9 protein-coding genes are annotated in these 12460 nt (G+C 71.3%); 2 read left to right on the top strand and 7 right to left on the bottom strand.

The window, feature by feature from the left end; translation table 11 throughout:
• Nucleotides 1-3: 3 nt before the first annotated feature.
• A complete protein-coding gene (locus QC385_RS17350) occupies nucleotides 4-573 on the bottom strand; it encodes a dienelactone hydrolase family protein (protein ID WP_279542232.1) in 570 nt (189 codons plus the stop codon).
• 107 nt (nucleotides 574-680) lie between these two features.
• Between QC385_RS17350 and QC385_RS17345 the strand changes: the two genes are divergently transcribed.
• Nucleotides 681-1811: a mechanosensitive ion channel family protein gene (locus tag QC385_RS17345; RefSeq protein ID WP_279542231.1), complete on the top strand. Its 1131-nt coding sequence runs from the start codon at nucleotides 681-683 to the stop codon at nucleotides 1809-1811.
• A gap of 287 nt (nucleotides 1812-2098) precedes the next feature.
• Here the strand turns inward: QC385_RS17345 and QC385_RS17340 are convergent, their stop codons facing one another.
• The 6 genes from QC385_RS17340 to QC385_RS44045 all read right to left on the bottom strand — a co-directional run bounded on the left by QC385_RS17340 (nucleotide 2099) and on the right by QC385_RS44045 (nucleotide 8486).
• Complete coding sequence (locus QC385_RS17340; protein ID WP_150480343.1) at nucleotides 2099-2839, bottom strand: SDR family NAD(P)-dependent oxidoreductase; 741 nt, start codon at nucleotides 2837-2839, stop codon at nucleotides 2099-2101.
• Between the two features lie 99 nt (nucleotides 2840-2938).
• Nucleotides 2939-4525 (bottom strand): Na+/H+ antiporter, encoded by a 1587-nt coding sequence (locus tag QC385_RS17335; RefSeq protein WP_279542230.1) that lies wholly within the window; start codon nucleotides 4523-4525, stop codon nucleotides 2939-2941.
• A 95-nt stretch (nucleotides 4526-4620) separates the two neighbouring features.
• Entirely contained in the window at nucleotides 4621-5100 is a 480-nt protein-coding gene (locus QC385_RS17330; RefSeq protein WP_279542229.1) for a GNAT family N-acetyltransferase, read from the bottom strand.
• Nucleotides 5097-6041, bottom strand: a complete 945-nt coding sequence (locus tag QC385_RS17325; RefSeq protein WP_086602782.1) for an RluA family pseudouridine synthase — start codon at nucleotides 6039-6041, stop codon at nucleotides 5097-5099. Before QC385_RS17325 ends, QC385_RS17330 begins: the two co-directional genes overlap by 4 nt.
• Before the next feature lie 65 nt (nucleotides 6042-6106).
• Nucleotides 6107-6799: a signal peptidase II gene (gene lspA, locus QC385_RS17320; protein WP_279542228.1), complete on the bottom strand. Its 693-nt coding sequence runs from the start codon at nucleotides 6797-6799 to the stop codon at nucleotides 6107-6109.
• An 88-nt stretch (nucleotides 6800-6887) separates the two neighbouring features.
• Nucleotides 6888-8486, bottom strand: a complete 1599-nt coding sequence (locus QC385_RS44045; RefSeq protein ID WP_336621299.1) for a TraR/DksA family transcriptional regulator — start codon at nucleotides 8484-8486, stop codon at nucleotides 6888-6890.
• Nucleotides 8487-9110: 624 nt separating this feature from the next.
• On the opposite strand from QC385_RS44045, the gene ileS reads away from it, so the two are divergent.
• A complete protein-coding gene (gene ileS / locus QC385_RS17310) occupies nucleotides 9111-12278 on the top strand; it encodes an isoleucine--tRNA ligase (protein WP_279542227.1) in 3168 nt (1055 codons plus the stop codon).
• Nucleotides 12279-12460: the final 182 nt, after the last annotated feature.

Raw genomic sequence — 12460 nt, 5'->3', positions numbered from 1 at the left:
TCCCTACAGGCTGTCGAGGAAGCCGAGTGCCACCCGCCAGGTGGCCTCGGCCGCCTCCTCGTCGTAGTCCGGAAGGTCGGGGTCGGTGTAGAGATGGCCGGCCCCGGCGTACCGGTACACCTCGACGTCGGCGCCGGTCCGGCCCATCTGGAGGTACCAGGCGCTGAGCCAGTCGTCCGTCTCGAACGGGTCCGGCTCCGCCACGTGCAGCTGGACCGGCAGCTCGTCCGCCGTGACGCCCGGCGCGATGTCCGACGTGCCGTGCAGGAGCAGCAGCCCGCGCGCCTTCTCGTCGCCGAGGGCGAGGGTCTGCGCGATGGAGGCTCCGAGGGAGAACCCGGCGTAGACCAGCCCGCGCTCGGAGTAGGGCGCGGCGGCCAGCACGGCCCGCCTCAGCAGCTCCTCCTTGCCGATCTTCTCCTTGTGCTCCATGCCTTCCTCGACCGAGTCGAACGTGCGTCCCTCGAAGAGGTCGGGTGTCCACACCTCGTGTCCGGCCGCCCGCAGCCGGTCGGCGGCCTGGAGCACCGCGGGCCGCAGCCCATGGGTCGAGTGAAAGAGCATGATGTTCATGAGGCCATGGTGCCAGCCGGGTGTGACCGGCCGGGATCGCGGCACTACCCAGGACGCCGCGGAAGTCACATGTTCATGCACCCGGCGAGCCGGTTAGGTTCGGGGGCATGGAGAACCTGCTACGACCGCTGATCGTGGTCGGTGGCTCGGTCGTGCTCACGCTGGTGATCGGCTGGGCCACCGACTTCCTGCTGCGCAAGGCCGACGAACGGCACCACGAAACCCCGCTGTGGGGGCTGCTCCGCCGCGGCCGCATCCCCTACCAGCTCCTGCTGTGCGCGGCCCTGCTACGAGGGTTGTACGACGAGGCGCAACTGCTGGAGAGCCGCAGGGAGGGCATCGGCCAGGCGCTGACCCTGATACTGATCGGGTCGGCCGCCTGGCTGGTGATCCGTATCGCGTCGGCGATCGTCGAGACGTCCTACACGCGGTACGCCAATGCCCGGGCCCACCGCGATCCGGCCAGGGTCCGCCGGGTGCGCACCCAGGTGACGCTGATCATGCGGGTGGTGTCCGCGATCGTCGGCGTGGTGGCCGCGGCGAGCATGCTGCTGACGTTCCCGGCGTTCCGCGCGGCGGGTGCCTCGCTGCTGGCCTCGGCGGGCATCCTCGGCATCGTCGCCGGTGTCGCCGCCCAGTCCACGCTGAGCAACATGTTCGCCGGCTTCCAGATCGCCTTCGGCGACATGGTGCGCATCGGGGACACCGTCGTCGTGGACGGCGAGTGGGGCACGGTCGAGGAGATCACGCTGACGTTCCTGACCGTGCGCACCTGGGACGAGCGCCGGATCACGATGCCGGTTTCGTACTTCACGTCCAAGCCCTTCGAGAACTGGTCGCGCGGCACGCCGCAGATGACCGGCACCGTCTTCTGGCACGTCGACCACACGGCCCCCGTGGACGCGATGCGAGAGAAGCTCCGCGACATCCTGCGCCAGTGCCCGGCCTGGGACGGCCGCGCCTACGACCTGTCCGTCACGGACACCACCCCGAACACCATGCAGGTGCGGGCCCTGGTGACCGCCAAGGACGCGGACGACATCTGGACGGTGCGGGTCACGGTCCGCGAGCAGATGCTCGGCTGGCTGGCCGACGAGCACCCGTACGCCCTGCCCCGGGTCAACACGGCGGACGCGATCCTGTCGCCGTCCCAGAGCCAGAACGGCCACCGCCCGTCCCAGGACGGCGTTCCGCACCAGCAGCGCCGCTTCCACGGTACGAGCCGGACGGAGCGCTGACGGCGGCACGGGCGGGCGTCGCCCCACGACCGGAGCGCCGACCGCACAGCAGGAGGGGCGCCCGGTCACCGAGCGGCGCCCCGGCGGGGCAGGACGGGCGAGGAGACCACCACGGGCGCCGGCCGAGCGGACTCGGGCGGCACCTCCCCGCTCCCTTCCCGTCGCCTGGGCGGCGACTTCCGTGAGGGGCGAAGCCACAGGCCGGTCCGGAACCCGCGTCCTGCCGCGCCGACCGCACAACAGCAGGGCTGCCCGCAGCCGCGGGCAGCCCTGCTGCGTCGGTCGGGTCAGTGACCGCGCTCGGCGCCGCCGTTGACCTGGATGATCTGAGACGTGATGTGCCCGGCACCGGGAGAGGCGAGCCAGTGCAGGGTCTCGGCAACGTCCCCGGGCGTCCCGGCTCGCCCGTTCGAGGTCTCGCCGATGAGCCGCGCCCTCCGCTCCTCGGCCATCGCGTCCCCGAAGAACTCGGTGTCCTCGATGTAGCCGGGCGCGACCACGTTCACGGTGATGCCGCGCGGCCCCAGCTCCCGGGCCAGATCATGGGCATACGGATGCAGCCCCGCCTTGGCCGCCGCGTACGCTCCGCTCCCGGATCCCCGGTAGGCGGCGATGGAGCTGAGGAACAGCACCCGCCCACCGGGTTCGGCGAGCCTCGGCTTGAGAGCCTCGGTGAGCAGGACGGCGGTCAGCGTGTTGAGCCGGAAGTTCACGGTCCACGTGTGGGCGACGCCCTCGAGCGGATCGTCGCTCCCGGCATCCGGTTCGAGCAGCCCGCTGCCGCCGGCGCTGTGCACGAGCACGTCCACGCCCCCGAACTCGCGCTCCACGAAACCGGCGACGCCCCGCACGTCCTCGGGCTCGGCGAGATCCGCCGCACAGGTCAGCGCGCCGGGCACCTCGGCCTTCTCCAGCACCTCGGCCCGCCGCCCGAGCAGCAGCACCCGATCCCCGCCCGCGGCGAACATCCGAGCCGCCGCGAGCCCAATTCCCGTACCTCCACCACTGATTACTACGTTTCGTGCCATGCGAACGACCCTACGACGCCCCGGCCGCCCACCGTCAAACCCTCAACCGAGGCCGCGGCCGCAGGCGGCCGCGGCCGCCTGCGGACGCGCGTGGGCGGCTCACCGCAGACTACGGACGTCGAGATGCCGCAGCACCCGGTCCACCACCTCGGGATCCGCCCCCGGCTCACTCCGCGCCGCCAGCACCTCGTGCCGCGCCGCGCTCAGCATCTCCTGCTGGATCCGCCGCACCCGCTTCACCCGCCGCGCTCCCTCCCGGTACGCCTCCCGCCGTTCGTCCTCCGCCAGTTCGGGGCTGATCCGCACCCCGATGTCGTAGGCCCGCCGCACCATCTGCTCGGACAGCTCCTCCGGCAGCTCCTCGGCCTCCTCGATCTCCCGGAGCCTGCGCTTGGCCGCCTTGGACGCCCGGAGCGCCAGCGCCTTCGCGAACTCCTTCTCGACATCCGTGTCGGCCCGCACCCCCAGCGACCGCACCAGCCACGGCAGCGTCAGCCCCTGCACCACCAACGTCGCCATGATCACCCCGAACGCGATGAAGATGATCTCGTCCCGGCTGGGGAACGGCGCCCCCGCGTCCGTCTCCAGCGGAATGGCCAGCACCAACGCGACGGAGGCCACCCCCCGCATTCCCGACCACCACATCACCACGGTCTCGCGCCAGCTCACCGGGATGTCCTCGTCGTAGTCCCGCCGCGCGTGCAGCCGTTTGGTCAGCCAGGTCGCTGGCAGCAGCCACAACAGGCGTACGAACACGACCACGCAGACGACGACCGCCGCCCACCCGAGCAACTCGCCCCAGCGGCCGGACGCCGTGCGGATCGCGTTGTGCAGCTCCAGCCCGACCAGCCCGAACGCGACGCCGGTGACGAGCGTGTCGACGATGTTCCAGAAGGTGTGCCCGGCCAGCCGCGTCATGACGTCGTCGGCGTCGGACCCGTACTCCGCGAGGAACAGCGCGGTGGTGAGCACGGCGAGCACTCCGGACCCGTGCAGTTCCTCGGCCATGACGTACGAGGCGTACGGCACCAGCAGGGTCAGGCCGATCTGGAGGGTCGCGTCCCCGAGAAGTTCCATCAGCTTGTTCGCGCCCCAGCCCAGCGCGAGGCCCACGGCCACCGCCACCACGGCCGACAGCACCAGATCGAGCCCTGCCTTCCAGGGGGAGAACGTCCCGCTGACGGCGGCCGCGATCGCCACGTGGTAGAGGACGATGGCCGTCACGTCGTTGAAGAGCCCCTCGCCCTCCAGGATCGACACCAGCCGGCGCGGCAGCCCCAGTTGCCCGGCGACGGCGGTCGCCGCGACCGGGTCCGGCGGCGCGACCAGCGCGCCGAGCGCGAACGCCGCGGCCAGCGGCAGCCCCGGCACGATCGCGTTGGCCGCGGCGGCCACACAGGCCATGGTGACGAACACCAGCGCCACGGCCAGCAGGAAGATCGGTCTCTTGTTCGCCGCGAACTGCCGCCAGGACGTGCGCCGCACCGCGGCGTACAGCAGCGGCGGCAACAGCAGCGGCAGGATCAGGTCCGGCGGGATCTGGACGTTCGGTACGAAGTCGAGCAGCGCGAGGACTATGCCCAGGAGCGTCATCAGCACCGGCGCGGGCACGCTGAGCCGGTCCCCGACCGGGACGCTGATCACGGCCCCGAGCAGCAGCACGAACAGCAGGGCCAACTGATCCACGGTCAGCGCTCCCGAAGGTCAGACGTTCACACGACTGACCTCAAGCCTGCCACGCAACTCCCGGGACAAACCGTTTCGGCACCCTTTACGACGGGCTAGAGCGAACGCCGCATCGCCTGGTGCGGAATGCCCGCCTCCAAGTACTCCGGCCCGTACGCCTCGTAGCCGAGCCGCTCGTAGAAGCCCAGCGCGTGCGTCTGGGCGTGCAGGTCCACGGCCGCGAGACCACGCGCGCGCGCCGCCTCCTCGATGGCCCGCACCAGGGCGACGCCGACACCGAGACCGCGCGCGTGGGCGGCCACCGCTAGCCGGCCGAGGGAGCCGACGGACGGGTCGGCGCCGGTCTGCGCCACGGCCGCCTCCCCGAGCAGCAGCCGCCCGGTCCCGAGCGGCACGCCGTCCTCCCGGACCGCCAGCACATGGACGGCCCCCGGGTCGTACGCGTCGTACTCGATCTCCTCCGGCACACCCTGCTCGCCGACGAACACCTCCTTGCGCACCGCGAAGCACGCCTCACGGTCGGCCGGGTCCTCAGCGACCCGCACCACGTACGACGGCGCCGGCCTCCCGCTCATGCGTACGTCTCCTCCCGGACCTGGTCCAGGGCCTTCTGGAGGTCCTCCGGGTACTCGCAGGAGAACTCCGCCCACTGCCCGTCACCGGGGTGCTCGAAGCCCAGCCGCACCGCGTGCAGCCACTGGCGGGTCAGGTGGAGCCGCTTGGCGAGCGTCGGGTCGGCCCCGTACGTCAGGTCGCCCACGCAGGGGTGCCGGTGAGCGGCCATGTGGACGCGGATCTGGTGGGTGCGCCCGGTCTCCAGCTTCACGTCGAGCAGGGACGCCGCGCGGAAGGCCTCGATCAGGTCGTAGTGCGTGACGGACGGCTTGCCCTCGGCGGTGACCGCCCACTTGTAGTCGTGCTGCGGATGCCGTCCGATGGGCGCGTCGATGGTGCCGCTGGTCGGGTCGGGGTGGCCCTGGACGAGCGTGTGGTACCGCTTGTCGACCGTGCGCTCCTTGAACTGGCGCTTCAGCGACGTGTACGCGTACTCCGACTTGGCGACCACCATCAGCCCGGATGTGCCGACGTCGAGCCGGTGCACGATGCCCTGGCGCTCCGCGGCCCCGGAGGTCGAGATGCGGTACCCCGCGGCGGCCAGGCCCCCGATCACGGTCGGGCCGGTCCAGCCCGGCGACGGGTGCGCGGCCACGCCCACCGGCTTGACGATCACGACCACGTCGTCGTCATCGTGCACGATCTCCATGCCCTCGACCGGCTCGGCCACCACCTGCACCGGCGCGGGCGCCTGCGGCATCTCGACTTCGAGCCAGGCACCGCCGTGCACCCGCTCCGACTTGCCGACCACCGATCCGTCGACCGTGACCTTCCCCGCGGCGGCGAGCTCGGCCGCCTTGGTCCGGGAGAAGCCGAACATACGGGAGATGGCGGCGTCGACGCGCTCGCCCTCCAGTCCGTCGGGCACGGGCAGGGTACGGATCTCGGGAATCGTGCTCACCCGTCGAGTATGCCGGACGGGTGAGACAGCCCCGTACGGAGCCTGTGGACAACCCCCTCGCGGACTCAGTCCTTGTGGACGGTCCCGTCAGGGTCGAGCCCCTTGAACGACAGCAGCACGATCAGGATGCCGCCGCACACGATCGCCGAGTCCGCCAGGTTGAAGACGGCGAAGTGCTTCGGCGCGATGAAGTCCACGACCGCGCCCTCGAAGACGCCCGGCGCCCGGAAGATCCGGTCGGTGAGGTTGCCCAGCGCACCGCCGAGCAGCAGTCCGAGCGCGATCGCCCAGGGCAGGCTGTAGAGCTTGCGGGCGAGCCGGGCGATCACGACGATCACCGCCGCCGCGATCATGGTGAAGATCACCGTGAAGGCCTCGCCGAAGCCGAAGGCAGCGCCCGCGTTGCGGATCGCCTCGAACTTCAGCCAGTCCCCGATGATCTCGATGGGCGGGTGGTGCTCGAGCTTGGCCACCACGATCATCTTGCTGATCAGGTCCAGGGCGTACGCGAACGAGGCTACCGCGAACAGCACCGCGATCCGGCGCTTGCCCCGGGACTGCCCGGCCGCCGTCGGCTCATCCGTGCCGGACGCGCCGGCGGCCGCCGCCTCGTGGGAGCCGGAACCGCCGACCGGGGCCCGGGTGCCCTCGGAGTCGGCGCGCTCGCCCGGCGCCGCGTCCTCGCCGGGCCGCTCCCGCCCGTTACCGGCCGCGTCCGGTGTGTCCGGCGTACCGATGATGCGCTCCGCCTCTGCCACGTGAGTCCCTCAACCTAGGTGCCTGACTGAGGACGAGGGTACGGCACACCCCGGGCGTCCCACGTGCTCAGGAGGATTCGGCGGCCGGTCAGTAACGGCGCTCCTGCTTCTGCTTGCACTCCACGCACAGAGTGGCCCGCGGGAAGGCCTGCATGCGGGCCTTGCCGATGGCGTTGCCGCAGTTCTCGCACAGGCCGTAGGTACCGGCGTCGAGGCGTTCCAGGGCGCGCTCGGTCTGGACGAGCATCTCGCGCGCGTTGGCGGCCAGCGCCAGCTCGTGCTCGCGCGTGATGTTCTTGCTGCCGGTGTCCGCCTCGTCGTGGCCGGCGCCGTCCCCGGAGTCCCGCATCAGACCGGCGAGCGACCGCTCCGACGACTCCAGCTCCTCACGCAGCCGGGTCTCCTCGGACGTCAGCTCGGCACGTGCCTCCTCGACCTCCGCCTCCGTCCAGGGGTCCTCGCCCGGGCGTACCGCGAGCTCACCTGGCTCCGCCGCGGCGCCCCGTGCCTTCGGCACAGCGGTCTTGGCCGCCGTCACCGCGCCAGGAGTCTTCTTCGCACCCACCGTCGTCGCTCCCGTCTGCTGTGCGGCCTCGGCCGCACCCGCCTTCTTGGCCGTACTGCTGCCGGCCGTGTCCTGTGTGACGGCGCCGGTCCGGGCCGTGCCCTTCCCGCCTCCGCCCTTCGTGGTGGTGCTCTCGCCTCCGGCGCGAACGCCCTCGGCCTCGACGCCCTTCTCGGCCGCACCGGCCTTGGCGGCCTTCGCCCTCCTGACAGCGGCCTTCTTCTCCGCCGTCTCCTTGGCCGCCGCCTTCTTGACTGCTGCCCTCTCGGCTGCCGTCTCCTTGGCCGCCGTCTTCTTGGCTGGCGCGTCTGTGGCCGCCACGTTCTCGGCCCCAGCCTCCTTGACCACGGCCTTCCCGGCTGCCGCCTTCCTGGCCGGAGCCTTCCTGGCAGGCACCTTCTCGGCTGCCGGCTCCGTGGCCACCGCCTCCCCGGCCGCCGTCTTTCCGACTGCCGTCCCCTTGGCCGCCACGTTCTCGGCCCCAGCCTCCTTGACCGCGGCCTTCCCGGCTGCCGCCTTCCTTGCCGGAGCCTTCTCGGTTACCGCCTCTGTGGCCACCGCCTCCCCGGCCGCCGTCTTTCCCACTGCCGCCTTCCCGGCTGCCGTCCCCTTGGCCGGGGCCTTCTCGACCGCGGCCTCCTCGGCTGCCGCCTTCCCGGCTGTCTCCCCCTTGAGCGCCGCCCCCTTGGCGGGGGCCCTCTTGGCCGGGGTCTTTCCGGCCGCGGCCTCCTTGACCGCCGTGTGCCTGGCTCCCGCCTTCTTGGCCGCCGTCCCCCTCCCGGTCGTCTCCTCGGCCGGAGCCTTGGCCACGGCCCCCTTGGCCGCGGCCTCCTTCGACGCGCCCCCCTTCGCCGCGGCCTTGCTGGTAACGGCCTTCCCGGCCTTGGCCACCACTTTCCCGGCCACGGCCTTCTTGCCCGTCACCTTCTCGACCGCCGACTTCGTCTTCTCGACAGCCGCCTTCGTCCCCTCGGTCGCCTTCCCGGCCGCCCCCTTCGCCGCCCGCCCCGCCGAGCCCCCCTGCGTGGTCTTCTTCCCCCCCAGGTCCTTGGCCGCACTGCCGGAGGCCTCCGCGGACCTGCCGGACGCCGGCTGCTGTACGGCGGTCTTCTTCGCCACCATGGCCGCGGCCCCTTCACATCTTGTGATCTTGCTCGCGAATCGTGCTGGGACGATAAATCGACTTGAGTCCCGCGGCAACGGGGCACACCGCCCGATTCGCCCGCCTCGCGCACGCCGCGCGGCGAACCTGCATCCGTTGTGCCCAGCTCCCCGCCGGGTAATCCGCCGAGCCGGACGTCCCAGGATCCGAACACCCATACCTCGCTATTCGGGTCATCAAACCCATACGTCACCCATTACGGCGCCCCTCACGGCTCCCCGCCCCCGACCGCCCCGAAAAGCGGTCGGCCGCTGTCCGCCCGGCGCCGTAGACTGGGCGGAGCGAGAAGCGTGGATGGGGACGAGTAGCGGCGTACGCAGCCCAGAGCGACCCGGGGACGGTGAAAGCCCGGGGGCGAGCGCGACGTGAAGATCACCCCGGAGCCGCCGGAAGAAAGCCGCAGCCGAGCGCAGTGGCCAGTAGAACCGGCATCGCGACCCCAATGAGGGGGCTCATCGGCGCACACCCCGCGCCGGAGGGCCAAGGAGGGTGGTACCGCGGGAGCGCGCCGAAGGCGGCGCAGGCAGACGTAGCTCTCGTCCCTCCGGACGGAAGGCAGCAAGTCCGCCGGAGGAAGCCCCCTGATGACATCGCCGACGTATCGCCAGGTACCCGCCCAGGTCGACCTGCCCGCCCTCGAGCACGCCGTGCTCGACTTCTGGCGCGAGCAGAAGATCTTTGCCAAGAGCCTGGAGCAGTCCGAGGGCCGCCCCGAATGGGTGTTCTACGAGGGCCCGCCCACCGCCAACGGCATGCCCGGCGCCCACCACATCGAGGCCCGCGTCTTCAAGGACGTCTTCCCCCGCTTCCGCACCATGCGCGGCTACCACGTGGCCCGCAAGGCCGGCTGGGACTGCCACGGCCTCCCGGTGGAGCTCGCCGTGGAGAAGGAGCTCGGCTTCTCCGGCAAGCAGGACATCGAGGCGTACGGCATCGCCGAGTTCAACGCGAAGTGCCGCGAGTCGGTGACCCGGCACACGGACGCCTTCGAAGCGCTCACGACCCGCATGGGCTACTGGACCGACCTCACCGAGCCCTACCGCACCATGGACCCCGAGTACATCGAGTCGGTCTGGTGGTCGCTCAAGGAGATCTTCAACAAGGGCCTGCTGGCCCAGGACCACCGCGTCGCCCCCTGGTGCCCCCGCTGCGGCACGGGCCTGTCGGACCACGAGCTGGCGCAGGGCTACGAGACGGTCGTCGACCCGTCGGTCTTCGTCCGCTTCCCGCTCACCTCCGGCCCGCTGGCCGGCGAGGCCGCGCTCCTGGTGTGGACGACCACGCCCTGGACGCTCGTCTCCAACACGGCGGTCGCCGCGCACCCCGAGGTGACCTACGTCGTCGCGACCGACGGCGAGGAGAAGCTCGTCGTCGCCGAGCCGCTCGTCGCCAAGGCCCTCGGCGAGGGCTGGGAGACCACCGGCCAGACGTTCACGGGCGCCGAGCTGGAGCGCTGGACGTACCAGCGGCCGCTCGAGCTGGTCGAGTTCCCGGAGACCGAGGGCGGCACGCACTACGTCGTGAACGCCGAGTACGTCACGACCGAGGACGGTACGGGTCTGGTCCACCAGTCCCCCGCCTTCGGTGAGGACGACCTCAAGGTCTGCCGCGCGTACGGCCTGCCGGTCGTGAACCCGGTCCGCCCGGACGGCACGTTCGAGGAGGACGTCCCCCTCGTCGGCGGCGTCTTCTTCAAGAAGGCGGACGAAAAGCTCACCGAGGACCTCCAGCAGCGCGGCCTGCTCTTCAAGCACATCCCGTACGAGCACAGCTACCCGCACTGCTGGCGCTGCCACACCGCGCTGCTCTACTACGCGCAGCCCTCCTGGTACATCCGCACCACCGAGGTCAAGGACCGCCTCCTCGCGGAGAACGAGAACACCAACTGGTTCCCGGACACGGTCAAGAACGGCCGGTACGGCGACTGGCTGAACAACAACATCGACTGGGCGCTGTCCCGCAACCGCTACTGGGGCACGCCGCTGCCGATCTGGCGCTGCGAGGACGACCACCTCACCTGCGTCGGCTCCCTCGCCGAACTGACCGAGCTGACCGGCACCGACCAGTCGGGCCTGGACCCGCACCGTCCGTTCATCGACGGGGTCACCTTCGCCTGTCCGCAGGAGGGCTGCGGGAAGACGGCCACGCGCGTGCCGGAGGTCATCGACGCCTGGTACGACTCGGGTTCGATGCCGTTCGCGCAGTGGGGCTACCCGTACAAGAACAAGGAGATCTTCGAGGCGCGTTACCCGGCGCAGTTCATCTGCGAGGCCATCGACCAGACCCGCGGCTGGTTCTACACGCTGATGGCGGTCGGCACGCTGGTCTTCGACAAGTCGTCGTACGAGAACGTGGTCTGCCTGGGCCACATCCTCGCCGAGGACGGCCGCAAGATGTCCAAGCACCTGGGCAACACCCTGGAGCCGATCCCGCTCATGGACCGGCACGGCGCCGACGCGGTCCGCTGGTTCATGGCGGCCGGCGGCTCTCCGTGGGCGGCCCGCCGCGTCGGCCACGGCACCATCCAGGAGGTCGTCCGCAAGACGCTCCTCACGTACTGGAACACGGTCGCCTTCCAGGCCCTGTACGCCCGCACGTCCGGCTGGGCCCCGTCCGAGGCCGACCCGGCCCCGGCCGACCGCCCGGTCCTGGACCGCTGGCTGCTGTCCGAACTGCACGCGCTCACCGACCAGGTCACCCAAGCCCTCGACGCCTACGACACCCAGCGCGCCGGCAAGCTGCTGTCCGCGTTCGTCGACGACCTGTCGAACTGGTACGTGCGCCGCTCCCGCCGCCGCTTCTGGCAGGGCGACAAGGCGGCGCTGCGCACGCTGCACGAGGTCGTCGAGACGGTGACGCAGCTGATGGCCCCGCTGACCCCGTTCATCACCGAGCGGGTGTGGCAGGACCTGATCGTGCCGGTCACCCCGGGCGCCCCGGAGTCGGTCCACCTGTCGACCTGGCCCGAGGCGGACCTCACCGCCATCGACCCGGAGCTCTCCAAGCAGATGGTGCTGGTGCGCCGGCTCGTGGAGCTGGGCCGTGCCACGCGCGCGGAGTCGGGCGTCAAGACGCGTCAGCCGCTCTCCCGCGCCCTGATCGCTGCGACGGGCTTCGAGGCACTCGGGTCGGAACTGCGCACGCAGATCACGGAAGAGCTGAACGTCGAGTCCCTGGCGACGCTGAGCGAGGTCGGCGGCTCCCTGGTCGACACCACCGCCAAGGCCAACTTCCGCGCGCTGGGCAAGCGTTTCGGCAAGCGCGTCCAGGACGTGGCCAAGGCCATCGCGAACGCGGACGCGGCCGCCCTGTCCCTGGCCCTGCGCGAGGGCACGGCGTCGGTGGAGGTCGACGGCGAGACGGTCACCCTCGCTCCGGACGAGGTGATCATCACGGAGACCCCGCGCGAGGGCTGGTCGGTGGCGTCCGACTCGGGTGCGACGGTGGCGCTGGACCTGGAGATCACGGAGGAGCTCCGCCGCGCGGGTCTGGCCCGTGACGCGATCCGCCTGATCCAGGAGGCCCGCAAGAACAGCGGCCTCGACGTGGCCGACCGCATCGCACTGCGCTGGACCGCCACGGACCCGGCGACCGTCGCGGCCCTGACCGACCACGCCGGTCTGATCGCCGACGAGGTCCTGGCGACGGCCTTCTTGAATGAGCACAGCGCCGAAGGCGACGCGGACGACAGCTACGGGAACCCGTTCACGGACGAGGGCCTGACGCTGACGTTCCGTCTGCGCAAGGCGTGACCCACAGCGCGTAGCCCTCAGGCCGAAGGCCCGGACCCGCCAAAAATCTTGGTGGGTCCGGGCCTTCGGCGTTGCGTACGCACGAACGCGGTTACGCACCCACGAACACGGGTGCTGTGCACACGGACACGCAGCGGCAAAAGGGCGGGGCCCCGGGATCAACCCGGGGCCCCGCCCTGAAC

The organism is Streptomyces sp. DH10 (assembly GCF_029813805.1).
Classification (GTDB): domain Bacteria; phylum Actinomycetota; class Actinomycetes; order Streptomycetales; family Streptomycetaceae; genus Streptomyces; species Streptomyces coeruleofuscus.
Note: the sequence above shows the minus strand (reverse complement) of the source record. Positions and strands in the feature narration are given on the sequence as shown.

Coding starts and splice junctions, on each gene's coding strand:
- QC385_RS17350 (WP_279542232.1), bottom strand. CDS start 573: ATGAACATCATGCTCTTTCACTCGACCCATGGGCTGCGGCCCGCGGTG.
- QC385_RS17345 (WP_279542231.1), top strand. CDS start 681: ATGGAGAACCTGCTACGACCGCTGATCGTGGTCGGTGGCTCGGTCGTG.
- QC385_RS17340 (WP_150480343.1), bottom strand. CDS start 2,839: ATGGCACGAAACGTAGTAATCAGTGGTGGAGGTACGGGAATTGGGCTC.
- QC385_RS17330 (WP_279542229.1), bottom strand. CDS start 5,100: ATGAGCGGGAGGCCGGCGCCGTCGTACGTGGTGCGGGTCGCTGAGGAC.
- QC385_RS44045 (WP_336621299.1), bottom strand. CDS start 8,486: ATGGTGGCGAAGAAGACCGCCGTACAGCAGCCGGCGTCCGGCAGGTCC.
- ileS (WP_279542227.1), top strand. CDS start 9,111: ATGACATCGCCGACGTATCGCCAGGTACCCGCCCAGGTCGACCTGCCC.